Here is a 23,341-nt window from a genome sequence, read left to right on the forward strand (position 1 = left end):
TGAAAGAAAAAACGCCCCGACGCTGACGCGCGCGGGGCGTTTTTGCAACTGCCTGGCTGACTTAGAAGGTATAGCCGCCGGTCAGGTAGAAAGTACGGCCCAGCGGATCGGCGTAGCGTGGGTCGAAGCCAACCTGGTGGCCGGACGAAGCGCGCAGCGAGAACGGTGGGTTGCGGTCGGCGATGTTCTTGATGCCGGCGCGCAGCAACACGTTGCTGTTGACCTTCCACTTGCCCTGCCAGTCGAAGGTCAGGTGCGACGGTACGTGCACGCGGAAAGTTTCCAGCTGGTTGGTGGCAACGTTGCGGCTGGTCGCTTCGGCGTCAGTGTAGCCGTTGCGGTAGTTGGCCACCAGCGAGTTGGAGAACGCGCCGGTATCGAGGGTGGTCGACAGGCGGACGATGTGGCGGAACGACACGGCATCGTTGACGCCAAAGTAGTTCATGCTGTTCACCCAGTCGTTGTCCGTACCTGGCTTGGTGTAGTCGGACTTGATCAGGTAGGTGCCGTTCAGGGTGGTGGTCAGCTTGCCGAACGAGAAGTTGTGGCGATAAGTGGTGTCCCAGTCGATACCCTGGTTGTGGGTCTTGCCGATGTTGATCGACAGGGTCTTCTTGGCCCAGTAGGTCTGGCCGTTGCCCGGATCGACGAAAGTGGTGAACAGTTCGCGGTACTTGACCGGATCGCCGAAGATCAGCGCTTCCGACACGCTCGACACGGCGTCGCGGATCTTCACATCCCACAGGTCAGCCTGCACCGAGAAGTTGCTGGTCGGTTCGAAACGGAAGCCGATGGTGAACTGCTTGGACTTCTCTGGCTTCAGGTTTTCGTTACCGCCGGACAGCACGTTGTACTGGCGCTTGCCCACCTGGCAGTAGTCCGCATTCTCGGCCTTCAGATTGGCAGGGCAGTCCCACGAGTTGGAGGTGAAGCCGGCCGACACCAGCGGCTGGCCGATATCGAGCATGGAAGGAGCCTTGAAGCCGGTGCCATAGGAACCGCGCATCAGGAACGATGGCGTAGGCTGCCAGCGCGCCGACACCTTGTAAGTGGTGGACGATTCCTTTTTGCCCATGTCGCGGTTAGCCAGGTTGTTCTTGACTGCTTCGAAGGTATCGTAGCGTGCGGCGCCGTTCACCTCGAGGCCCTTGATCACTGGCACGTTAACTTCGCCGAATACGCCGTAGTTGTTACGCTCCATGTCGTAGGCTGGCGATGCGCTGAAGCCGAAGATGTCCGAGCTGGTGGCGTGCGGGGTCTGCTGGTAGTGGTAGTTGCGGTAGTCGCCGCCCAGTGCAATCTGCGCGGCGCCCGCTGGCAACTGGAACAGTTCGTGCGAAGCTTTCGCATCGATGCCCTTCAGGGTGGTCGAGGCATCGCGGATCGAACCGTTGAACACCGAGTTGGAGATCAGCTGCTTGGTCGCATCGGATTGGCCGCCAATGCCCAGGAACGGGTCGAACTGGTTCTTGGCCAGCATGTCGCGGAATTCGGTGTTCTTGACGTAGCCGCCAACATAGCGCTCATCGATAGCGTTCCGGGACCAGGTCAGGCCGGTGCCGAAGCCCCAGGAACCGATTTCGCCTTCAGCGCCGAGCACCAGGTTCTTGGACGTGGTGATGGTTTCGCTGTCGCGGGTGCCCCAGTCGTAGGTACGGTAGCTGGCGGTCACGCTCTTGATATCGGTATCTTGCGCAGCGGTGATATATGGACGTACGTAGGTGTTGTACAGCGGCGAGCCCTTGGCGATCGAGACCGAAGCGGTGTTCGGCGCGATGCGCGCGGTGAGGTCCAGGCGCGAGTATGCCGCTTCCACGAATACATTGATCTTGTCGGTGGCTTTCACGGTAGCCTTGCCGAAGAAGCTGTCGCGGCTGTTTTCAGGCACGATCTCGATGGTTTGCACGAAATCGAAGCCGCAGTTCTGCACCAGGGCGGTATTGCTCAACGAGAGCTGGTTCATGGCGGCGCACTGGCCGTTTTTCTTCTGGTACGGGTTAAAGCCGATTGGCGCGGCGCCGGACTTGAAGGTGGCCGACACGTTGGCAGGGATGGCTGCCGGGCTGGTGCGGTCGTAGATATAGCTGTTGCCATTCCAGTTGAACGGCACGTAGGCGGTGTCGGCGAAATCGCGGTCCAGCGCGCGCACCTGCTTAGTTTCGTCCTTGCGGTAGGTCAGCAGCACATTGTAGCGGTCCGAATCCAGGTCGCCCATGCCGTAGGTCAGGTTGAAATTGCTGGTGCGGCCTGCGCTCGATTGGGTGGGCTGGCTGTGGGTGGCTTCGATATTGAAGCCCTGGTAATTCTTCTTCAGGTTGAAGTTGATGACGCCGGCAATCGCGTCGGAGCCGTACAGGGCGGACGCGCCGTCAGTCAGGATGTCGACGCTCTCAACCGCGCTCATTGGGATGGCGTTCAGGTTGATGGTCGAGCCGGAACCTTGCGGGGCAATGCGGCGGCCGTTCAGCAGTACCAGGGTGTAGCTGGCGCCAATATCGTGGATCGAAGCGGTCACGTTGCCGCCGGAATTGGTGCCTGCTGCAATGGCGGCAACCTGGAAGCCCTGCATGGCAGGCAGTGCCTGGATCAGGTCGGCGACGTTGGCTGCGCCGGATTTGGCGATCTGCTCGGCGTTCAGGCGCTGTACTGGCAGCGAGCCTTCCGCATTGATACGCTTGATGGCGGAACCGGTGATCTCAACGCGCTGGATTGGCGTTTCCTGCGCAATGGCAGCGCCAGCGGCAAACACGGCCAGGGCCGACAAGGCCAGGCGTACCGAGCGCACGCCAATTTTCTCCTGGAAAAACATTCCCTACTCCCCTTTTGTTTATGGATGAACAGACTTCACTTTGAAAGTCAGCTCGGGGATTATGAGAGCTAAGCTGTTACCAAGAATTCATACTTGTTACAAGTTTGAAATATTGAGAGAAAATTTGAGGCACCGATCGATCGTCCGAATTTAATTCGACAAAATCAAAGCCCTTCGTTGTTTGGACGCGACAGTAAAAAATTATTAATTAATAGACATCACGCCGATAGCGGCCGGAACTTGCCATTTGAACCACAACTGTTTCCGTTAATATCTCGCGCAGGGCACGATCCACGGCAGCCGCCATGCCTTCCAGGCTACCGCACACGTAGATTGCCGCGCCCTCTTCCACCCAGGCGCGCACGGTGGCGGCGTGCCTCAGCAGCAGGTCCTGCACGTACTCCTTGCCAAGCGGGCCGCGCGACCAGGCCAGGTCCAGGCGCGGCAGCATGCCTTCACGTTGCCAGGCGTCCAGTTCATCGTGGTAGAAGGCGTCATGCGCCGGGTCGCGTTCGCCAAACAGCAGCCAGTTGCGCGACTGGCCGGCCGCGGCACGCGCCTTCAGGTGGCCCCGCAGTCCGGCGATGCCGCTGCCATTGCCGATCAGGATCAGCGGGCGCGCGGCATTTGCCTCGAGCCGGAAACGGCGGTGCTCGCGCAGGCGCAGGCGCACCATGGCGCCCGCCTCGGCCTGCTGCGTCAGCCAGCCCGATGCCAGGCCGTGGCTGCCGTCGCCATGGCGGTGCAGGCGGACCAGCAGGTGCACCCTGCCATCGGGCGGGATGGAGGCGATCGAATATTCGCGCGGGCGATCGGGATCGGCTGGCGCCGCGACCTGCACCAGGTCGCCCGATTGCCAGGCCGGCAGCGGCTGGCCTGGCATCGGCTCCAGTTCAAGGTGGTAGATCGGCGCACCGGCGCTGCCAGGATTGAGCTGGCGCCGTTCGGCCAGGCGCCATTCCGCGAAATCGGGCGCATCCCAGTCCGGCGCATCGCTGGTGCCTGCCAGGTGGCTCAATTGCTGGCGCCAGGCCGCGATGGCGGGCGCGGCGCTGCGGTCGACTTCGATGCGCGGGAACAGCGCTTGCGCGCCGCGCTCCGCCAGCCAGGCGTCGAGCGCGCGGCCGAAGCCGCAAAAGCTGCCATAGGCGCTGTCGCCCAGCGCCAGCACGGCGTAATGCATGCGCCCCAGCTGGAGGTCGCTGCGCGCCATCAGGCGCTGTGCAAAGCGCGCTGCGGCGTCGGGCGGATCGCCTTCGCCGTAGGTCGACGCCAGGAACAGCACGCGTTCGGCCGCCTGCAGCGTCGCCGCGTCGAGTTCGTCGAAGGCGCACAACTGGTTCGCAATGCCGGCCACGCGCAGGGTTTCGCTGGTCTGGCGCGCCAGCAGCTCGGCATTGCCGGTCTGGCTGGCGTAGGCCACCAGCCAGGGCGAGTCGCCCGCCGCCGCGCGCGCAGCCTGCGTAGCAGCGCGGGCGCGCCGCGCGCGCAGCCAGGGCAGCAGGCATACCAGGCCATAGCCGGCAATCATGGCGGCTGTCAGGCCGAGGCGGGTCGGGTCGTTCGTCAGGATCATTCTTCTTCAAGCATTTTCTGGAAGCGGCTGCTGAGGATTTCGCGCAGCCCCTTCCGTTCGCGCAGCAGGAAGCGCGCGGCCAGGCCCCTGCGTTCTGCCAGTGCCAGCCCTTGTTCAGGGCCAAGCACCGTCAGCGCGGTGGACCAGGCATCGGCGGCCATCGCGCTTTCGTGCACCACCGTGACCGAAGCCAGCGCATTGGAGATCGGCATGCCGTTGCGCGGATCGATGGTATGCGGTCGCCGCTCGGCATCCTGCATGAAATACTTGCGGTAGTCGCCGGAGGTGGCGACGGCCAGCCCATGCAGCGCGACGGCGATTTCACCCGCGCGGCCGGCGCCTGGCGCCGGCGGTTCTTCCAGCGCTACCCACCAGGGCTGGCCATCGGGCTTGAAGCCGGCGCCGCGCAGCTCGCCGCCGACTTCAACCAGATAGTGGCGGCAGCCCTGGGCTTCGAGGTATTGCGCCAGCCTGTCCACGCCGAAGCCCTTGGCCACTGCCGACAAATCAAGCTGCACCCCGCCGGGCTGGAAGGCGCGCTTGCGCGCGGCATCCAGTTCCACCGTGCGACCCGCCATGCCGGCGCGCACGGTCGCCACATCGCGTGCACTGGGCGGCACGAAACCGGCTTCGTCATGGCGGCCGGTCGGGCCGAAGCCCCACAGGTTCACCAGCAGGCCGGCGCAGGGATCGCAGGCGCCCCCGGTCTCGCGCGCAACCTCGAGCGCGTATTTCAGCACTTCGAAAAAGCCGGCTGGCAGCACATGCCAGGTACAGGCGCCGGCGCGGTTGAAGCGGCCCAGGTCGGAGGCCGGCTCCCAATGGCTCATCTCGCGCACCACCTGGTCCAACTGCTCCTGCAAGCCGGCCTGTAGGCTGGCGGCCCGCAGCGGCACGCCGGCGGCCATGGCGCCAGGCGCCAGCGCTACCCGCGCCGACCAGGTGGTGCCCATGCTGGCGCCGCCGAAATCGACGATGCCCGCCCCCGCCGGCGCTGGCTCGGCGGAGATGGTGGGCGGCAGCAGTACCCGGCGCACCTGCTTACTGCGGCAGTACTTCCACCGTCGCCGCGTAAGTCACGCGGCGCGGCGGCATCTGGCGCGGGCCCGGCTGCTGGCCGGCTTGCGGCGCGGCGGCTGCAGGCCAGCTGCTGGACACCAGGTACATGCCCGCTTCCGGAATCTTGAAGCTGATCTCGCCCTTGGCATCGGTCGCCATGCGGATCTCGCCCAGCGTGCCGCGATAGCGCACGCCACCCGGAATCAGGCTGAAGGCCTGGTTGGCTGCCGGCTTGCCGTCCAGCAGGAAGCGCCAGGTGGCCTGCTCGCCCGCGCGCATGTCGTTCGGGTGCGTCACCGGCACCAGTTCCAGGCCAACGCCGCTCGGCTTGAACACCGCTTCATCGGTCTTGTTGGCGCTGACGAAGGTCTCCAGCCGGCTGGCTGTGCGCGACACATTGAGTTCTTCCGCATTGGCCGGCACGTTGGCCGCCAGTTCCGCCTCGGAACCGCGCCAGCGCTTCATCTCGCCATTGACCTTCCAGCTCGCCATGACCGACTGGCTCACCAGTGCGATCTTGTACGTGCCCGGCTTGGCCATCTTCACATCGAAGGTGGAACGCAGGCGGCCGGTCAGCGCGTTCTGCATGTCGACCTTGGCGCCATCAGGGCCGGTAATCGAAATGCCGTCGAGCTTCAGCGGCTGGTGGTCGACGTCGAACAGGCCTTCGGAAATCGCGGCGTCCACGGTCACCCAAGGCTCCTTGGAATCAACCAGGGAAGACGAAGGCAGCAGCCACGGCTTGTGCGCCTGTGCACTGAAAGCGGCGCCGGCCAGTGCCAGCGCGATCAGGGATTTGCTCAGCTTCATGGCGGCTCCTTATGGTTTGACTTGCACGGTCACGTCGCCCAGTTCTTCCTTGCCCTTGGCGGAGAAGGACTGCGCCGACTTGGGCGGCCATGCCACCGGCACTTTCACCAGCTCGCGGCCGCCCGCTTCGCGCGCAGCTTCCACCACCAGCTGGTAATTGCCGGCCGGGAGCTTGTTCAACGCATCTTTCGCGACCGGGAAGCTCAGCGAAACTTCGCCCGGTGCGCGGGTGGCGCCGCTCACGCCATCCATCGGCATTTCGACGTCGCGGCCCGCCTTGCGCCACCACTGGCGCATATCCTTCAGCCACTTGGTACCGGCATTGTCCTTCTTCTTCACGTCGTACAGCACGGCCAGGTTGGTCACGACCTTCTGGTCCGCGTTCTCCAGCCAGGCCGCCACATATGGGCGGTGGTATTCAGCGACGTTCAGTTGCGGGAGTTCGAATTTCAGCGTCAGGTCGGCCGCCATCGCGGACGCGCTCACCAGCGGCAAGCCGACGGCGATGGAATAGCGAAGTTTCATACAGAGGTCCTTAATGAATGTAGAGCAAAGCGATAACACAGGGAATAACGACACCCAGGCCAACCATCGGCCAGGTGAACGGCCGCTTGGCCGCGTGGAATTTCAGGATCAGCAAACCGGTAATGCAGAACACCAGGCAGGCCGCCGCAAAGATATCGATGAACCAGTTCCAGGCCGCACCGGTATTGCGGCCCTTGTGGACGTCGTTCAACCACGAAATCCAGCCGCGGTCCGTGTTTTCGAATTCCGCAGCGCCATCCTCCAGGCCGATGCGCACCCAGGCATCGCCGCCCGCCTTCGGCATCGGCAGGTAAACTTCGTCGGCCGACCATTCGGCCTCGCGCCCGCCGGCCTTGATGGACCACGTTTCGCGCAGCCAGCGCTCGCCCGCTTCCGGCAACGGCGCTTTTTCGCCGTCGTGCTTTTCGGCGAAGGCATGCAGTTCGCCGACCAGGGAGTCTGGCGCCGTGGCCTGCTTGCGCACCACAGACGGCTTGGCCTCGATCTGGCTGGCGTGATTCAGGGTGATGCCGGTGATCGCAAACAGGAACATGCCGAGCAGGCACATGGCCGAACTGACCCAATGCCATTCGTGCAGGAGTTTGAGCCAAACTGCGCGCTTGGCCTGGATTTCTGGACTGCCCAAGTTGTTACTTTCCATAAGTGAATACCGGATGATAATGCACCGGGCTTGCCAATGCAATTGAGAATCGTTATCATTTACATTGCTTTACATACCCGCTATCGCCAGCCACCTCCAGTTTGACGGATGCAGCCAGCCGCCAAACATCAACTGCATCAAATCTGGAGAGAATTTTGACCATCCGTAGCCGCAAGCACACGCTGGCCGCCCAGCCGCTGCTGAACCAATCCCTGCTCGCCATGGCCGCCATCGGCCTGCCCCTGTCCGTCCAGGCCCAGGCACAAGAAAAGACCATGGCCGAAGTCAAGGTCGAAGCCGCCGCCGACGTCGCCTACAAGGCCGACCGCGCGTCTTCGCCAAAACTGACTGCCCCGCTGGTGGACACCCCGCAAACCATTACCGTCATCAAGAAGGAATTGCTGCAGGAGCAAGGCGCTGCGTCCGTAATGGAAGCCCTCCAGAACACGCCGGGCATCACCCTGCAACTGGGCGAAAACGGCAACACCAGTGCCGGCGATACCTTCCAGATGCGCGGCTTCTCGGCCCAGTCCTCGATCTTCGTCGACGGCATCCGCGACCTGGGCGCCGTCTCGCGCGACGCCTTCAACCTGGAACAGGTGGAAGTGGTGAAGGGCCCGGCGGGCGCCGACATCGGCCGCGGCGCTGCCGCCGGCTATATCAACCTGGTCTCCAAGACGCCGGTACGCGAGGATGCCGTTTCCGGCACCGTCGCCTTCACCCAGGGCGGCGTCAAGCGCCTGACCGCCGACGTGCAGCGCGCCTTCGGCAGCAGCGGCGCCTTCCGCCTGAACCTGATGGGTTCCGACGGTTCGCAAAAAGGCAGCCGCGCACTGGACCGCGAAAGCCGCGGCATCGCGCCTTCCGTCGCCTGGGGCCTGGGCACGCCAACCCGCCTCTACCTGTACTCGCAGCACATCCGCCAGGACAACGTGCCTGACGGCGCCATCCCGAGCGTGGGCATGGCCGGCTTCTACAATGGCACCTATCCATGGCTGGCGAAAGCGCAGCGCGTCGACCGCAACAACTGGTACGGCCTGGACGGCGACTATGAGGACGTGAAGGCCGACATGGTGACCGCCAAAATCGAACACGACCTGGCGCCGAAGACCAAGCTGACCAACACCACCCGCTATGGCAAGTCCAAAATGGACCGCATCCTGAGCGGTGTGAACGCCATTACGGCGCTGGATGCGGCCAACCCGGCCAGCTGGACCGTCGCGCGCACGCGCCAGAGCGTGCTGCAGGAAAACCGTATCCTGGCCAACACCACCAACATCGTGTCGGAGTTCGATGCCTTCGGCGTGCAGCACACCATCTCGACCGGCCTCGAGTTGCTGAACGAAGAACAGTTCACCCCGACCCGCGTCGGCCTCGGCACCGCCAGCGCTGCCAACCTGTACAACCCGAACCCGAAAGATCCGCTGAACGGCTTCGCTCCTTATCTGAACGGCGCGTTCAGCAAAGGCGAAACCACCACCGTCGGCGCCTACCTGTTCGACACCATCAAGCTGAACGAACAATGGCTGGTGAACGCAGGCCTGCGCTACGAGCGCTACGACACGGAGACCAATAGCGCCACCGTGACCGCGCCAAGCACCGTGCCGGTCGCCGCCCACCTGGAAAAGTCCGGCAACCTGAGCAGCTACAAGACCGGCCTGGTCTACAAGCCAACGGCCGATGGCAGCATCTACCTGGCCTATGCCAACTCGAAGACCCCGCCGGGCAGCGCCAACCTTTCGCTGGCGGCCCAGGGCACGAACGCCAACATCAACAGCGCTGCCCTGAAGCCGCAAACCACGACCAACGTGGAACTGGGTACCAAGTGGGACGTGATCCAGAAGCAGCTGGCCCTGACCGCCGCCCTCTACCGCACCACCAACAAGGATGAAATCCCGGTCAAGATCGATGAAGTGACCAACACCTGGGGCCAGTTGGGCAAGCGCCAGGTGCAAGGCGTGGAGCTGGGCGCCGTCGGCCAGGTCACCAATGCCTGGAGCGTGATCGCCGGCGTCGCCTTCATGGACACCGAGATCAAGGAAAGCAATACCGGCGCCGGCAACAATGGCCTGGGCGCGGCAACCCGCTGGTCGCCGAAAAAGAGCGCTACCCTGTGGACCAACTACAAGCTGAACGACAAGCTGAGCTTGGGCGGCGGCGCGCGCTACACCGGTACCCAGTACCGCCTGGTCGATCCGACCGGCGACGCGGCCAAGACCAATATGCCGTCGATGCCGTCGTATACCGTGGTCGATGCCATGGCGGCCTACCAGCTGTCGAAGAACGTGTCGTTGCAGCTGAACGTGTACAACGTGTTCGACAAGTTCTACCTCTCCAGCCTGAACAATGGCGGCTCACGCTTCGTGATCGGTGCCCCGCGTATTGCCAAGGCGACCGCATCCTTCCAGTTCTAAGGATCGTGGCAAAAAGAAAGGCGGGCTCGCAGCCCGCCTTTTTATTCAAACGCCGGAACTTGCATCCGGCCCTGGCGCACCGCCTTCGGTGCCCAATCCACTGCCGCCCTGCCGCGAACCGCTTTCCGTGGCACTTTGCCGGTTACCCGGCAAAGGTCGGTCGGCGCGGCGGATCTGCCCCTCCGGAACCTCGGCGTTGGCTATTTCCGGATGCTCTGTATCGACCAGCACAAAGTTTTGCTGGTTCTCCGTGTCCTTACTGGGTTTGTCAGGCCTTCCCATGCTGGCCTCCTTACATCAATGAAACTTAGTACTTATCGCCACCCTGCTTGTTGCCCTGATAGTCCTGCTGGTAGTCCTTGCTGAACTCCTGCTGGCCCTGGCTGGGTTGCTGCTCGGTACGGCTGGCGTTGCCACGTGAACCGCTCTGGCGGTTGCCATCGTTCTTGTGGCTCATGCTGCCGGCGCGGCGTGCTTCCTCGGAAGTGAATTCGTGTGCCGTGCCCTTCTGGTGGGCTGCGCGGCCGCCTTCGGAAGCAATTTCCCTCTGGCGTTGTGGGTCCATGGAGGCAAAGCCACGTGCACTTTGCTTGCTGCCGGAAGGACTGTCCTGCCGGTTGCCGCGTTTGTCGCCTGGATTGTTCGAAGCCATGATTCGTCCCCCTGCTTGGTTCGGTGGAAAAGACCCCCGCCCCTTACCGTAGGCGCGGGAGAACTCATGTTAGTGCAAGCACTGTACAGGTAATATAGGACGTTCAGCGCGACAAATGTAGGATATCGCCTACCTTTTTTCTATTGGGAAAACCGCATCATCGGCCACAACATACACCCTGTCCGTGGTTTCCGGAATCAAAGAGTGCCCGCCAGTAAAGGCGCCAAAGGCCGGCAAGATGGCGCGCGTAGTGCCAAGCAGAAAGCAAGGCAAGCGCAACGACTCGCGCGCGGTGCGTAGGTGAAACACGGGATGCACGTGGCCAGCAACGGCATAGCCTTCGCAAGCCACATCGGGATGGTGGCACAGGGCGAACGGGCCGCAGGCATACGGCTCGTCGGCCATCGTTACGTCGAGCAGCGTGGATGGATCGCCCGCGTGCCAGTCATGGTTGCCGCGCACCAGCAGCAGCGCCAGATCGCGATGCCGGCTGCGCCAATCTAGCATGGCCTGCAATGTTGCCGGCGCCTGCGCGGGCCTCGCGTGCAGGAAGTCGCCGAGAAAAACGATGCGTTGCGTGTCATGCGTCGTTAGCAAGGTTTCGAGCACGGCAAGGTTTTCGCTTGTCGTCCCGCGCGGCACCGGTACGCCCAGCGCGCGGAAGCTGGCCGCTTTGCCGAAATGGACGTCCGCCACCATCAAGGTTTTCGCAGCCGGCCAGTACAGTGCCTTTTGCGGCAACAGCAGCACGCGCTCGCCTGCCAGTTCGGTTGCGACGGAATTCATGGACCGGCGGCCTTTTCCAGCTCACGCAGCATGCGGGCGACGCGATCGGACAGCCTTTCGGTCGTCAGCTTCTCGCGGAAGCGTTCCACCATCAACGCGAAGCCGAACGGCGTGGCGCGGCGCACTTCATGGAAGCTGGGCCGGCGCCGCTGCAAGTCCTGCAGCGTGGCACGCAAGCGCCCCAGTTCAAGCTCTTGCTCGAGCACTTCGCGCTGGGCCTGCGTCAGCAGCAGGTTGTTGGCGTCGTGCTTGCGAAAGACTTCAAAGAACAAGGACGAAGAGGCCTGCAATTGGCGATTGCTTTTCGGCTGGCCCGGAAAGCCCTGGAAGATCAATCCGGCGATGCGCGCAATCTCGCGGAACCGCCGCTGCGACAACTCGCTGGCATTCAGGCTGGCCAACACATCTTCCAGCAAGTTCTCCGTCGTGAAGGCGCCGCCCTCGTCCAGTGCCTCGCGCCACGGCAGCGCCTCCGGCGCCAGCAATTCAAAACCGTAATCGTTGACGGCGATCGAAAACGTCGCGGGCCGCGCGCGGGCAATGCGATACGCCAGCAACGACGCCAGGCCGATGTGCACCGAGCGCCCGGCGAAGGGATAGACGAACAGATGGTGTCCCTCCCTGCTTTCCATCGCCTCGATCACGGTAGTATCCGGTGTTGGGAGCGCCGACCAGCGCTGCTGGATATCGAGCAGCGGCTTGATGGCCTGCATTTCCGGTCCCGCGTAGCAGCCCTCCGTGGCACGCCGCAACTGCTCTAGCGCGGCGTGCGCCAGCTCGGACGACAATGGCATCTTGCCGCCCTGCCAGCGCGGAACAGCCCCCTTGGCGCCCGTAGCGCGCCGCACGAAGGCCGTCATTTCATGCATGCGCACGAATTCGAGAATGCGGCCGCCGAACAGGAAGTGGTCGCCTTTGGCCAGGCGCGCGATAAAGCCTTCCTCCACGCTGCCAAGCGCGGAGCCGTTCATGTATTTCACCTGCACCGTCGCTTCCGAAACAATGGTGCCGATGCCCATTCGATGGCGGCGCGCGATGGCTGCATCGGGCACGCGGTAAATGCCCTCCTCGTCCGGCAGCACACGGCGGTATTCGGGATAGGCGGACAGGCTTTGTCCGCCGCGCGCCACGAAGTCCAGGGCCCATTGCCATTCCTCCTGGCTTAGCGCGCGATAAGACCATGCCGTTCGCACTTCGGCCATCAGTTCCTCACTGCGGAAGCCGCCGCCCAGCGCCACCGTCACGAGGTGCTGGACCAGCACATCCAGCGGCTTTTCCGGCGGCGGCCGGGGTTCCACCCGGCGTTCGCGCACCGCCTCGATGGCGCCTGCCGCCTCCAGCAGTTCCAGGCTATGCGTCGGCACCAGCGTCGCGCGCGAAGTGCGGCCTGGCGCGTGCCCCGAGCGTCCGGCGCGCTGCAGCAGGCGAGCGATGCCTTTGGCGCTGCCGATCTGCAGTACCCGCTCCACCGGCAGGAAGTCGACGCCAAGGTCGAGGCTCGACGTGCAGACCACGGCTTTGAGCTTGCCCTGCTTGAGGCCCTGCTCTACCCATTCTCGTACTTGCTTGTCGAGCGATCCGTGGTGCAGGGCAAGCGCGCCCGCCCACTCGGGTCGCGCATCGAGCAGGTTCTGGTACCACAATTCGGCCTGGGAGCGGGTGTTGCAGAACACCAGCGTGCTGGCGTGTTGCGCGATCTCGTTGGCGACCGGTACCAGCATCTGCAGGCCCAGGTGGCCGGCCCAGGGAAAGCGCGATGGGTGGTCGGGCACCAGGGTATCGACCAGAACCTCCTTGCGCAGGTGGCCTTCGACGATTGCGCCATGCGGCGCCAGCACGTCGCGCGCCTGCTGCAGGTTGCCAAGGGTGGCCGACAGGCCCCACACCACCAAGCCAGGCTGCCAGCTGCGCAACCGCGCCAGCGCAAGCTGGGCTTGCACGCCGCGCTTGTTGCCCATCAACTCATGCCATTCGTCGACCACCAGCATGTCCAGTTGCGCGAACAGTTCGCTCGCTTCCGGGCGGCTAAGCAGGACGCTGAGGCTTTCCGGCGTCGTCACCAGTGCATGCGGCAGGACGCGCGCTTGCCTGGCTCGGGTTCCACTGTCGGTGTCGCCGGTGCGCGATTCGATTTGCCAGGCGGGCAACAAGTCGGCGGCGGAGGTCTGCAGCGCGCGCAGGGTGTCTGCCGCAAGCGCCCGCATCGGCGTGACCCAGAGCAGGCGCAGGCCCGGCTTGCGGCTGGCCCTCGCGCGCTGCAAAGCCGCCAGCCAGACGGCCAGCGTCTTGCCGGAGCCGGTCGTGGCATGCAGCAGGCCGGACTCGCCGCGCCGTGCCGCATCCCATACCTCGCGCTGGAAGGGAAAGACCGACCAGCCGCGCGTTGCAAACCATTCCTCCACTATCTCACGCGAAGGGCCTGCCGGTGAGCCGGAGGCAGGCAGCCGTGCAGGTTGCGGCGCCTCGCCGGGTGGCACTGGCGGCTGGCGGCGCGGCAAGGGACGCGGACGGGGGACGGCGGGACTCATGGCGGCGCCTGCACCAGCAAGCCACGCAAGGTGTCGAGCGTATCGGCATCCTCGACGGCCTTGTCGTCGCGCCGCCGCAGGATGCGCGGGAAACGCACCGCGATGCCAGACTTGTGGCGCGGCGACAGCGCAATCCCTTCGAATCCGATCTCGAACACCATGGTCGGCCGCACGCTGCGCACCGGCCCGAAGCGCTCGACGGTCGTGCGTCGCACCGCGTTATCCACCTGCGCGATTTCGGCATCGGTCAAGCCGGAGTAAGCCTTGGCAAATGGCACCAGCTTGCGCTCGCCCTCCCCGTCGCTGTCCCATACCGCAAAGGTATAGTCGGTGTACAGCGAAGCGCGCCGGCCATGTCCGGCCTGTGCATAGACCAGTACCGCATCAACGCTGAAAGGGTCGATCTTCCACTTCCACCAGGTGCCCACGTCCTTGGTGCGGCCGACGCCATACTGAGCATCCTTCGCTTTCAGCATCATGCCTTCCACGCCCCGTGCCCGCGATTCCATGCGGACCTGCGCCAGTTGCCCCCAGTCCTCCGCCAGCACCAGCGGCGACAGGCGCAGCTGCGGCTGCGCTACCTGCGCCACCAACTGCTCCAGCAAGGCGCGCCGCTCGTGCTGCGGCAACTGGCGAACGTCGACGCCGTCGAGCTCCAGCAAATCATACGCCACCAGTACTGCAGGAAGTTCGGCCAGCAGCTTCGCGCTGAGCAGCTTGCGACCGATGCGCTTCTGCAGCGCTGCGAAAGGCGCCGGCGCATCGCCTTGCGGCCAGACCAGGATTTCGCCATCGATCACCGTCCCCTGCGGCAGGCGGAGGGACGCCAGTTCAGGGAAGCGTTCAGTGATCAGGTCCTCGCCGCGCGACCACAGGAAATTCAGTCCTGCGCGTGACACAAGCTGCGTGCGCATGCCGTCGTATTTCCACTCGACCTGCCAGGCCGCCAGGTCGCCCAGCGTAGCGGGATCGGCCTGCAAGGCATGGGCCAGGAAAAATGGGTAGGGCTGCCCGCCGCGCTCCGCATGCTCGGTCGCGGACGGCGCCGCAATCAGCTGCAGGAAGCCTTGCGCCGTCGGCCGCACCCTGCCATCGGTCCAGCCCATGAGCCGCTGCGCCACCAGCTTGCTGTCCACCGCTGCGATGGCGCTGAGCGCACGGGTGACCAGCAGGCGCGACACGCCAACACGGAAACCGCCGCCGATCAGTTTCACCAGCAGGAACCGTTCGCGGGTCTCCAGTTCGTCCCAATAGCGGAACAGGGCGGCCCGCACCTCGTCCGGTGCAGCACCGCGCAAAGGCGCGATGCGCTGCTCGATCCACTCCGCCAGGCCGACGTCGCTCTCCAGGTTTGGCGCCGGCAGGATGTGGGCGATCGTCTCTGCCAGGTCGCCGACCGCGTTGTAGCACTCATCAAACAGCCATTCATCCAGTCCCGCATACTCCGTCGCATACTGGCGCAGCAACTTGACCGGGACCGCCTGCCGCGGCTTGCCGCCGGCCAGGAAATACACGGCCCACGCCGCATTCTCCGGTGCTGCCTTGCTGAAATAGGCTTGCAGCGCTTCCAGCTTGCGCTTGGTGGACGTGGTTTCATCCAGTTCCGCATACAGGCGGGCAAACTCACGCATCGCCCGCCTCCCCTGCCTCCTCGTCGCCGTATTCGGTATCGAAGCCCTTGGCGTCATAGCCGTTCTGGCACAGCCAGCGCACCATGACCGGAATCGAGCCATGCGTGACGATCACCCGTTGCGCCCCGGTGGCGCGAATGGCTTGCATCAAGCCCGGCCAGTCGGCATGGTCGGACAACACGAAACCGCGGTCTACCGCCCGTCGCCGGCGCGCGCCGCGCAATTGCATCCAGCCGCTGGCAAAGGCATCGCTGAAATCACCGAAGCGGCGTATCCACGGCGACCCGGCAGCCGATGGCGGCGCCAGTACGAGCGCCTGGCGCAGCGCTGCCTTGTCCACATCGCCCACCATCACCGTCGGCGGCAGCGCAACGCCGCCCTCCCGATATATCCGGTTCAAGGGCTCCACCGCTCCGTGGCAGACGATAGGACCAATCGAAGGATCGAGCCCGCTCAGGATGCGCTGCGCCTTGCCAAACGCGTAGCACAGCATGACGCTGCATCGCCCTTCTTGCGCATTGCGGCGCCACCAGGCATTCATGTCGTCGAAAATCGCCTGCTGCGCCTGCCAGCGGTAGATTGGCAGGCCGAAAGTGGACTCCGTGATGAAGCAGTGGCAGCGCACCGGTTCGAACGCCGCACAGGTGGCATCGGGCTCCACCTTGTAGTCGCCCGAGGCAACCCATACCTCGCCTTGGTATTCCATGCGCACTTGCGCCGAGCCGAGGACATGCCCGGCCGGGTGCAGCGAGATGCGCACGCCAAGGTGCTCCAGCGCCTCGCCATATTCGAGACCCTGGACGTTTACCTGGCCCAGGCGAGCGCGCAAGATGCCGATGCCCGGCGCGGCGCACAGGTAGTGCGCGTGACCGGGACGTGCATGGTCGCCATGGCCATGCGTGATCACGGCGCGTTCCACAGGGCGCCAGGGGTCGATATAGAACCCGCCCGGCACGCAATACAGGCCCTCTCTGCGCACGACTACCATGTCGGCCATCGCTACCCTCCTGAGTCGATTGTCGGCGGCGACCTGCAGTTATCGCAAGTACCGCAGCGCTCTATGCCGGCTGACTCATCGCCGAAATAATCGAGCAGGAGCTTCCAGCGGCAGAAGCCGCTCTGCGCGTAAGACACCATCTGCGCCAGCGCCTCGCGGTCGTGCTCCTGCTTCTCGCGATAGCGTTCCGCCAGGCGCTCGAGGTCGACCGGGCGCGGCGCACCGCCTGCCGCCCGGTATTGCAGCTTGCGATCCTGTTTCAGCCAGCCGCCTTCCTTCAACAGCTTGAGCGCGACCTGGCTGCGCTTGTCGCGCGGCCACTCGCCACCTGAAGCAGCATCATACGCCGCGCGCAGCAAGGCCGCGTCGGGATAGCTGCGCGCAAGGAAGAACTGCTGCACGCGCTTGTCCTCGTGGAAGTACAGCAAGGTGCATTCGGCTGACTCGCGGTCGCGCCCTGCCCGCCCCGCCTCCTGGTAGTATGCTTCCAGGCTGGCCGGCACCTGCAGGTGGATCACGAAGCGGATGTCGGACTTGTCGATGCCCATGCCAAAGGCATTGGTCGCCACCATGACGCGGCGCGCGCCGGACATGAACATTTCCTGGTTCTGGTGGCGTTCGGCGGCATTCAGTTTGCCGTGATAGAGCGTTACGCTTTCGCCGGTTTCCTCCAGCGCGGCCAGCATGTCTTGCGCGGCCTTGATGGTAGCGGCATACACAATGCCGCTACCCGGCGTTTCGCGCACCAGGCGCAACGCCTCGGCCGCCCGCTCATCGGCATTGGTCACCTGGCGCACGGCCAGATGCAGGTTGGGCCGGTAGATGCCGGTATTCACAATGCGCATTTCCGGCGCGCCAAGCTGGCGCCGAATATCGTCTACCACTTCGTCGGTGGCAGTGGCGGTCAGCGCCAGCACCGGCGGCCGTCCCAGCGCATCGAGAGCTGCACCGATATCGAGGTAAGCCGGCCGGAAATCATGGCCCCAGCGAGAGATGCAGTGGGCTTCATCGACCACCACCAGGCCAATGTCGGCCTTGTGCAGCAGGGACATGAACTCCGGCGTCGCCAACCGCTCCGGCGTGCAGAACACAATGCGCTCCTCGTTGTTGCGCAAGCCTTGCAATGCTTCCTGCTGCTCGTCAGCCGGCACTTTGCTGTTGAGCTGCGCGGCCTCGATGCCGATATCATCGAGCTTCTCGGCCTGGTCCTTCATCAGGGAAATCAGCGGCGAGACGACCACTGTGCTGCCTTTCAGGATCGAGGCGGGGATCTGGTAGCACAGCGACTTACCGCTGCCGGTCGGCATGATGGCAAGCGTGTCATGCCCCGCCAGCACGCTGTCGATCACTTGTCGCTGGCCAGCGCGCAAACGGTCAACGCCGAACACGTCGCGCAGCAGGGTGCGGATTTGATGATGAGTAGCCATGGCCGCAACTTAGCGCGATTGCTGGTAAGATGTCGGCGTCCTAAGTAACATACCGAGCGGCAAAATGTCTTTCTCCCTTAGCGAAACCACCTACAGCACTGACACTCCCGAAGCCAAACGCGCCATGTACGAAGACTTGCGCGCGCAACTGGGCGGACTGGTGCACGGCGAACATGACTGGATCGCCAACACTGCCAATGCCAGCTCGCTGGTGTTCAACACCATGCCGGGCTTGAACTGGGCGGGTTTCTATTTCATGCAGGGTCCGGATGAACTGGTGCTCGGCCCATTCCAGGGCAAGCCAGCCTGCATCCGCATCAGGAAGGGCCGTGGCGTATGCGGCAGCACTGTCGAAAAGCGCGCCACCAGCGTAGTGGAAGACGTGCATGCCTTCCCGGGCCATATCGCCTGCGATGCTGCCTCGCGCTCCGAGCTGGTGGTGCCGATCTTCGGCAAGGACGGCGAAGTGATCGGCGTGTTCGACCTCGACAGCCCTCTGCCGGGCCGCTTTGACGCTGTCGACGCTGAAGGCATTGAATCGCTGGTCCGCATCCTCGAACAAAGCCGCGCCTGATCCATCTCAAGAACCGTGGCGGCGCGCTTTGCATCGAAGCTGCCGTTCACGGTTGACGAGCTCTCGATTTCGATGTTGAGCCTTGGGCAAGCATGTGGCCAGTTTTACGCCAATGCTGGCCAGTACACCCAGCGTTCCAATCGTTTCCAGCAATGCGTCAAGCATGGTTGCCTCCCAGGCAGGCCTTCACAAAGAACATCAAGGTGATGCAGAACGTGGTGAGCAGCGTGACTGCGCGGATCACCTCAGCTGGTGCGCGGCGCCCGGCGCGAGCGCCGCCATAGCCGCCGATGACCGCGCCGGCCAGCATGGCCAGCGTGAGCGGCCAATGTACTGCATGGGCAAACACGAATGCAGCCACCGCCACGCCGTTGGCTGCGCTGACCAGCAGCGTGCGCGGCGCATTCAACTCCTTCAGGTCGCGCTTGTCGATCAGGCCCCACATGGCCATCATCATGATCCCGACCGCGCCGCCAAAATAACCGCCGTACACGCCGAGGGCGAACTGCAGCGCCAGCACCGCAGGCGCGCCCACCTGCCAGCGCGCTCGCAGTGCCGCACCAAGGCGCCGCCCGAACGCCAGCGCAATCGACGCCAACAGCAGGAGCCATGGCAGCACAAAGGTAAATGCCGCTGATGAAGTCCGCAACAGCAGCAGGGCTCCGGCCAAGCCGCCGCACAGCGTTGTCGCCAGCATCAGTCGCAGTGGGACGCCGCCGACCGGCTGCAAGCCGTCGCGGTAGGCCCAGGCGCTGGCCAGCCCGCCCGGGAACAAGGCTACCGTGCTGGAAGCATTCGCCTGAACCGGTGGCACGCCAGCGGCGATCAGTGCCGGCAGGCTGACAAATGAGCCTCCGCCCGCCAGCGCGTTCATCGCTCCAGCCAGCATCCCCGCGGAAAAAGTCAGAATCATCGAATCCATGCCGCCGATGTTAGACGGCCGGCCCGCTGCCCGCAATCTGGCAATTCCGGTGCTACACTTCGGAAATTCCGAATGCTGGAGACTTGGCAATGCGCTTCGACCTGACCGATATGCGGCTCTTCCTCACTGTCGTGGAATGCGGCAGCCTGACCCAGGGTGCACGCAGCATGCACCTCGCGCTGGCCTCGGTCAGCGAACGCATCGCCGGCATGGAGGCGGCGCTGGGCGCGCCGCTGCTCGAGCGCAACCGCCGCGGCGTGCGGGCCACGGCGGCGGGCGAAGCATTCGAGCGCCATGCACGTTCCATCCTGGGCCAGGTCGAACAGATGCGCGGCGACCTGCGCACCTACGCCACTGGCCTGAAGGGCCGTATCAGGGTGCTGTCGAACTCCGCCGCCATGGCTGCTTTCCTGCCGCCGCACCTGTGCCGCTTCCTGGCCACGCACCGCGACCTCTCGATCGACTTGCTGGAGCGGCCCAGCGCCGAGATCGTCCAGTCCATGGTGGACCGGCGCGCCGACCTTGGCATCGTGGCAGACATCACCGACTTCGGCCCGCTGCAGACCCACCTGATCGCCAGCGACCAGCTGGTCGTCGTCACCCACCGCCGTCACCGGGTGGCGCGGCAAGGCGATGCGACCTTTGCCGACATCCTTGGCGAAGCGATCGTCGGCATCGCGGACACCGCGCTGGAAACCCACCTGGCGGAACGCGCTTCGCGCCTGGGGCGCCAGCTCGACTACCGCATCCAGCTGCGCAATATCGAGCACGTGGCGCTGCACGTCGAGGCGGGTATCGGCATCTCGATCATGTCCAGCGCGCTGGCCCGGCAAATCCGGCGCGACCTTGCCGTGGTGCGCCTCTCCGAACCATGGGCCACGCGCCGGCTCTTTCTCTGCGCGCGGGATTTTTCAGCCTTGACGCCGCACGCCGGCCTGCTGGCGAAACAGTTGCTGGAGGATGCGCCGCCGGGCGCTTCAGGCCAGTAGCGCCACGCCCATCGAGCGCGCTTCGGCCGCGGCGACGTCGAGCAGCTCGGCAAGGTCGGGGAAGCTTTCCAGGCATTGCACGATGTCGGAGCGCCGCACCAGGTAATCGTCCTGCGGCGCAGGCAGCGGCGACAGCACGGGGCACAGGTGACGCGCCAGCAGCAGGGTATCGCGCAGGCCGGCGGGCGGCAGGCTGATCGCGCCATCGCGCAGCGAAATGATGGCGGCGCCGACTGCCTCCGGCACCTGCAGCTTGCGCAGCACTTCGCGCGCCACGATTTCCTGCACCGGCCCCAGGTGGTGCCCCATGTCATCCAGCAAGCCGGGAACCTGGTCTGCTTGGGACAGCAGGAAGAAATTGCCGGCCTCATGCACAATGCCGGCGAACAGCGCCGTGTCGGGATCAGTGCTGGTGATGTGGCACGCCACCTGGTAGGCGATGGCCGCCACGTGCGCGGAATACTTCCACAATTGCTCGGCGCGTTCGCGCAGCTGCGGGTCGCGGATGCGGGCGCCGAACTGGCGCACCACCATGGCAGCGGCCAGCGAATACAGGTTGCGGTAGCCAAGCCGCATCACGGCAGCGCGCGCACTGGTGATGGGCGGCGCGCCATGGCGCCGGAACACCGCGGCATTGGCCAGGGCGACGGCGCGCGTCGCCAGCACCGGTTCGCCCAGCACCTTGCGCGCTATCTCATCGTCGTGGCAATCAGGGTCAGCCAAGGCAAGCTGCAATGCCAGTGCGGCATTGACGCTGGTGGGGAATACCAGTTCCCCACGCTGCACTTCCGAAATAATGGTGGCTAAGTCCCTGAGCTTTTCCATGCAAGAAATTATACCGAGGCCGCCCGCAACGCGCGCACATTGCTCGGCATGCGGCGCGAAGCAGCCGCCTTGCGCACCACCGGTGCGGCCGCATCTTCATTCCCCAGCGTGAAGATGCTGATCGATTTCACCAGCATCTGCGCCTGCTCCTGCAGGCTGGCCGACGCGGCTGCGGTCTGTTCCACCAGCGCCGCGTTTTGCTGCGTGGTGTCGTCCATCTGCGTCACGGCCATATTGATTTGCTCGATACCATTGCCCTGTTCGGCCGATGCGGTAGCGATCTCCTGCATGATGGCGGTAATGCTCTGCACGCTCTTCAGCACCTCCTGCATTGCCAGGCCGGCTTCGCCGACCAGGCGGTTGCCGGTCTCGACCCGGTCCACGCTGTGGTTGATCAAATCCTTGATTTCCTTGGCCGCCGAGGCCGAACGCTGCGCCAGGTTGCGCACCTCGGAAGCCACTACCGCAAAGCCGCGCCCCTGCTCGCCGGCGCGCGCCGCTTCCACCGCGGCGTTCAGGGCAAGGATATTGGTCTGGAAAGCGATGCCATCAATCACGCCAATGATGTCCACGATCTTGCGCGAGCTGTCATTGATTTCGCCCATGGTCTGCACCACTTGCGACACCACTTCGCCGCCCTTGCCGGCCACGCCGGCCGCGCTGTGCACCAACTGGTTGGCCTGGCGCGCATTATCGGCATTTTGCTTGACGGTGGAAGTCAGTTCTTCCATTGAAGATGCGGTTTCTTCCAGGTTGGAGGCCTGCGATTCCAGCCGCGACGACACATCGGCATTGCCGGTGGCGATATCGCGGCTGGCCGCATTGATCTGGTCGACACTGGTGCGCACATCGGACACGATGCCGCGCAAGCTCTCGCTCATGGACTTGAGGGAACGCAGCAACTGCCCTACTTCATTGGGCGGACCAACATCGATGTCGTTATCGAGCTTGCCTTTCGCCACTTCGTCCGCCACCGCAATGGCATTTTGCAGCGGCACCGTCACCGAGCGGGCGATCAGCATGCAGATCCAGGCAGCCAGGGAAAACAACAGCACCATCGATACAACCATGATCCAGCGCTGCTCGGTGAAGCCCTTGATTTTCTGTGACAGCATGGCGTCGATCTCTTTCGCAGCAACTTCGTTGACGGCAAACTGCATATCAATTGCCGCTGTGGTCCTGGCCACCCACTCTTCGCCGGAATAGGTCAGCGGATCGGCTTTCACGATCTGCTCCGTGCCCAGGTCGACGATCTTGCGTGCTGCATCGCCCGCCTCGCGCAACTGCGCCCCAAGCTTGGCCTCAATGGCAGGATTTGCGGCGGCGGCCTTGCCGAAGGCCGTCAGGGTCTGGTCCAGGCGATCGGTCACGCGCGACATGATGGCTGCCTGCTGCATGCGGTCCTCGGGCGTGGCTTCCTTTTTCGCCAGCAGGCCGGCGCCCTTGGCGCGCGTCTTGCCGGTTTCTTCGGTCAGCCATGGCAACTGGTAGAACATCGACTGGATGAGCTGGTAAGTATCCTTGTCGGGATCGAGGCTCAGGCCGTACGCGTCGCCAATCAGCTCGTTCACCTTGAGCAGCTTGGGCACCAGGCCGGTATGGCCCGCATAGCTTTGCGGCACGGTGATCTTGCCCTCAGCTACATTGTTGCGCAGCGTCTCCCACTCCTGCTTGGCGGCAGCGAAGGCGTCGATGATGGCTTTGTCGCCCAGCTTTGCCGCCGCCTTCTCCAGCCGGCCATACGCCGCGTCCGCCTCAGCCTGTTTGGCGCGGCGCTTTTCCGCCACGCTGGTCACGCCGCCCAGCACCAATGCCGACAGGCCGCGATGCTGCTGCGTGTACTGCACAACCTTCAGTCCATCCACCACGATCGGCAAGCCTTCATGCTCACCTTCATATGCAGCGAGAACCTTGCCAGCCTCGCTCATGTAGAGGAATGCAGGAATGATAGCCAGCAGTGCAGCAATCAGGCCGAGGATCATGAACTTGTGGCTCAGCTTGAGCTGGCCGAGAAGAGAGGTAGGATTCATGGCAGTTTCCCAAAGAAAAGTTCAGTAAAAGGTGCGTTACAGCACCGCGATACCTCTTGCTTTGATCATATGCCGATTTATGGCCCCACGTTACAATTCGTGAGAATTAACGACAAAAATCTCTTT

Annotated in this window: 19 protein-coding genes; 3 read left to right on the forward strand and 16 right to left on the reverse strand. The window is 64.1% G+C overall.

The window, feature by feature from the left end; all coding sequences use genetic code 11:
* Positions 1-61: 61 nt before the first annotated feature.
* The 6 genes from ACN9MY_RS24065 to ACN9MY_RS24090 form a co-directional block, all read right to left on the reverse strand.
* The gene (locus ACN9MY_RS24065; RefSeq protein ID WP_426163440.1) at positions 62-2,809 is read right to left on the reverse strand and encodes a TonB-dependent receptor domain-containing protein; all 2,748 of its coding nucleotides are present in this window, start codon (positions 2,807-2,809) and stop codon (positions 62-64) included.
* A gap of 208 nt (positions 2,810-3,017) precedes the next feature.
* Positions 3,018-4,385, reverse strand: coding sequence for a sulfite reductase subunit alpha (locus tag ACN9MY_RS24070; RefSeq protein ID WP_426336237.1), 1,368 nt, complete (start codon positions 4,383-4,385; stop codon positions 3,018-3,020).
* Positions 4,382-5,422: an FAD:protein FMN transferase gene (locus tag ACN9MY_RS24075; RefSeq protein WP_426336238.1), complete on the reverse strand. Its 1,041-nt coding sequence runs from the start codon at positions 5,420-5,422 to the stop codon at positions 4,382-4,384. The genes ACN9MY_RS24070 and ACN9MY_RS24075 overlap by 4 nt, the downstream gene beginning before the upstream one ends.
* A 4-nt stretch (positions 5,423-5,426) precedes the next feature.
* Positions 5,427-6,254 (reverse strand): DUF4198 domain-containing protein, encoded by an 828-nt coding sequence (locus tag ACN9MY_RS24080; protein ID WP_426336239.1) that lies wholly within the window; start codon positions 6,252-6,254, stop codon positions 5,427-5,429.
* Between the two features lie 9 nt (positions 6,255-6,263).
* Positions 6,264-6,779 carry a DUF2271 domain-containing protein gene (locus ACN9MY_RS24085; protein ID WP_426336240.1) on the reverse strand — a complete coding sequence of 172 codons (516 nt, stop codon included), beginning with the start codon at positions 6,777-6,779 and terminating at the stop codon, positions 6,264-6,266.
* A 10-nt stretch (positions 6,780-6,789) separates the two neighbouring features.
* Positions 6,790-7,425 carry a PepSY-associated TM helix domain-containing protein gene (locus ACN9MY_RS24090; RefSeq protein WP_426318833.1) on the reverse strand — a complete coding sequence of 212 codons (636 nt, stop codon included), beginning with the start codon at positions 7,423-7,425 and terminating at the stop codon, positions 6,790-6,792.
* A gap of 170 nt (positions 7,426-7,595) precedes the next feature.
* On the opposite strand from ACN9MY_RS24090, the gene ACN9MY_RS24095 reads away from it, so the two are divergent.
* Positions 7,596-9,854 carry a catecholate siderophore receptor Fiu gene (locus tag ACN9MY_RS24095; RefSeq protein ID WP_426336241.1) on the forward strand — a complete coding sequence of 753 codons (2,259 nt, stop codon included), beginning with the start codon at positions 7,596-7,598 and terminating at the stop codon, positions 9,852-9,854.
* A gap of 45 nt (positions 9,855-9,899) precedes the next feature.
* Here ACN9MY_RS24095 and ACN9MY_RS24100 read toward each other — a convergent pair whose 3' ends face one another.
* From ACN9MY_RS24100 to ACN9MY_RS24130, 7 genes are all read right to left on the reverse strand, one after another.
* Positions 9,900-10,136, reverse strand: coding sequence for a hypothetical protein (locus ACN9MY_RS24100; RefSeq protein ID WP_426163456.1), 237 nt, complete (start codon positions 10,134-10,136; stop codon positions 9,900-9,902).
* Between the two features lie 25 nt (positions 10,137-10,161).
* Entirely contained in the window at positions 10,162-10,506 is a 345-nt protein-coding gene (locus ACN9MY_RS24105; protein WP_426163458.1) for a KGG domain-containing protein, read from the reverse strand.
* Between the two features lie 129 nt (positions 10,507-10,635).
* Positions 10,636-11,292 (reverse strand): ligase-associated DNA damage response endonuclease PdeM, encoded by a 657-nt coding sequence (pdeM, locus tag ACN9MY_RS24110; RefSeq protein WP_426336242.1) that lies wholly within the window; start codon positions 11,290-11,292, stop codon positions 10,636-10,638.
* Positions 11,289-13,820, reverse strand: a complete 2,532-nt coding sequence (locus tag ACN9MY_RS24115; RefSeq protein WP_426336243.1) for a ligase-associated DNA damage response DEXH box helicase — start codon at positions 13,818-13,820, stop codon at positions 11,289-11,291. The genes pdeM and ACN9MY_RS24115 overlap by 4 nt, the downstream gene beginning before the upstream one ends.
* Entirely contained in the window at positions 13,817-15,451 is a 1,635-nt protein-coding gene (locus tag ACN9MY_RS24120) for an ATP-dependent DNA ligase (protein WP_426336244.1), read from the reverse strand. Before ACN9MY_RS24120 ends, ACN9MY_RS24115 begins: the two co-directional genes overlap by 4 nt.
* Complete coding sequence (locus tag ACN9MY_RS24125; RefSeq protein ID WP_426336245.1) at positions 15,444-16,448, reverse strand: ligase-associated DNA damage response exonuclease; 1,005 nt, start codon at positions 16,446-16,448, stop codon at positions 15,444-15,446. The genes ACN9MY_RS24120 and ACN9MY_RS24125 overlap by 8 nt, the downstream gene beginning before the upstream one ends.
* A gap of 2 nt (positions 16,449-16,450) precedes the next feature.
* The gene (locus tag ACN9MY_RS24130) at positions 16,451-17,875 is read right to left on the reverse strand and encodes a RecQ family ATP-dependent DNA helicase (protein ID WP_426336246.1); all 1,425 of its coding nucleotides are present in this window, start codon (positions 17,873-17,875) and stop codon (positions 16,451-16,453) included.
* Positions 17,876-17,939: 64 nt separating this feature from the next.
* Between ACN9MY_RS24130 and ACN9MY_RS24135 the strand changes: the two genes are divergently transcribed.
* The gene (locus ACN9MY_RS24135; protein ID WP_426163473.1) at positions 17,940-18,449 is read left to right on the forward strand and encodes a GAF domain-containing protein; all 510 of its coding nucleotides are present in this window, start codon (positions 17,940-17,942) and stop codon (positions 18,447-18,449) included.
* 157 nt (positions 18,450-18,606) lie between these two features.
* Here the strand turns inward: ACN9MY_RS24135 and ACN9MY_RS24140 are convergent, their stop codons facing one another.
* Complete coding sequence (locus ACN9MY_RS24140; RefSeq protein ID WP_426318839.1) at positions 18,607-19,371, reverse strand: sulfite exporter TauE/SafE family protein; 765 nt, start codon at positions 19,369-19,371, stop codon at positions 18,607-18,609.
* 89 nt (positions 19,372-19,460) lie between these two features.
* Between ACN9MY_RS24140 and ACN9MY_RS24145 the strand changes: the two genes are divergently transcribed.
* Complete coding sequence (locus tag ACN9MY_RS24145) at positions 19,461-20,360, forward strand: LysR family transcriptional regulator (RefSeq protein ID WP_426163478.1); 900 nt, start codon at positions 19,461-19,463, stop codon at positions 20,358-20,360.
* Here the strand turns inward: ACN9MY_RS24145 and ACN9MY_RS24150 are convergent.
* Both ACN9MY_RS24150 and ACN9MY_RS24155 read right to left on the reverse strand, forming a co-directional pair.
* Positions 20,349-21,185 (reverse strand): HDOD domain-containing protein, encoded by an 837-nt coding sequence (locus ACN9MY_RS24150; RefSeq protein ID WP_426336247.1) that lies wholly within the window; start codon positions 21,183-21,185, stop codon positions 20,349-20,351. The two genes, ACN9MY_RS24145 and ACN9MY_RS24150, sit on opposite strands and share 12 nt — an antisense overlap.
* 8 nt (positions 21,186-21,193) lie before the next feature.
* The gene (locus ACN9MY_RS24155) at positions 21,194-23,215 is read right to left on the reverse strand and encodes a methyl-accepting chemotaxis protein (protein ID WP_426336248.1); all 2,022 of its coding nucleotides are present in this window, start codon (positions 23,213-23,215) and stop codon (positions 21,194-21,196) included.
* Positions 23,216-23,341: the final 126 nt, after the last annotated feature.

This window comes from Pseudoduganella sp. R-31 (assembly GCF_049913235.1).
GTDB lineage: Bacteria > Pseudomonadota > Gammaproteobacteria > Burkholderiales > Burkholderiaceae_D > Rugamonas.

Bases quoted from the DNA above. Each gene is read 5' to 3' on its own strand.
- ACN9MY_RS24065 (WP_426163440.1), bottom strand. From the start codon at position 2,809: ATGTTTTTCCAGGAGAAAATTGGCGTGCGCTCGGTACGCCTGGCCTTG.
- ACN9MY_RS24070 (WP_426336237.1), bottom strand. From the start codon at position 4,385: ATGATCCTGACGAACGACCCGACCCGCCTCGGCCTGACAGCCGCCATG.
- ACN9MY_RS24080 (WP_426336239.1), bottom strand. From the start codon at position 6,254: ATGAAGCTGAGCAAATCCCTGATCGCGCTGGCACTGGCCGGCGCCGCT.
- ACN9MY_RS24085 (WP_426336240.1), bottom strand. From the start codon at position 6,779: ATGAAACTTCGCTATTCCATCGCCGTCGGCTTGCCGCTGGTGAGCGCG.
- ACN9MY_RS24100 (WP_426163456.1), bottom strand. From the start codon at position 10,136: ATGGGAAGGCCTGACAAACCCAGTAAGGACACGGAGAACCAGCAAAAC.
- ACN9MY_RS24105 (WP_426163458.1), bottom strand. From the start codon at position 10,506: ATGGCTTCGAACAATCCAGGCGACAAACGCGGCAACCGGCAGGACAGT.
- pdeM (WP_426336242.1), bottom strand. From the start codon at position 11,292: ATGAATTCCGTCGCAACCGAACTGGCAGGCGAGCGCGTGCTGCTGTTG.
- ACN9MY_RS24115 (WP_426336243.1), bottom strand. From the start codon at position 13,820: ATGAGTCCCGCCGTCCCCCGTCCGCGTCCCTTGCCGCGCCGCCAGCCG.
- ACN9MY_RS24120 (WP_426336244.1), bottom strand. From the start codon at position 15,451: ATGCGTGAGTTTGCCCGCCTGTATGCGGAACTGGATGAAACCACGTCC.
- ACN9MY_RS24125 (WP_426336245.1), bottom strand. From the start codon at position 16,448: ATGGCCGACATGGTAGTCGTGCGCAGAGAGGGCCTGTATTGCGTGCCG.
- ACN9MY_RS24130 (WP_426336246.1), bottom strand. From the start codon at position 17,875: ATGGCTACTCATCATCAAATCCGCACCCTGCTGCGCGACGTGTTCGGC.
- ACN9MY_RS24135 (WP_426163473.1), top strand. From the start codon at position 17,940: ATGTCTTTCTCCCTTAGCGAAACCACCTACAGCACTGACACTCCCGAA.
- ACN9MY_RS24140 (WP_426318839.1), bottom strand. From the start codon at position 19,371: ATGGATTCGATGATTCTGACTTTTTCCGCGGGGATGCTGGCTGGAGCG.
- ACN9MY_RS24145 (WP_426163478.1), top strand. From the start codon at position 19,461: ATGCGCTTCGACCTGACCGATATGCGGCTCTTCCTCACTGTCGTGGAA.
- ACN9MY_RS24150 (WP_426336247.1), bottom strand. From the start codon at position 21,185: ATGGAAAAGCTCAGGGACTTAGCCACCATTATTTCGGAAGTGCAGCGT.
- ACN9MY_RS24155 (WP_426336248.1), bottom strand. From the start codon at position 23,215: ATGAATCCTACCTCTCTTCTCGGCCAGCTCAAGCTGAGCCACAAGTTC.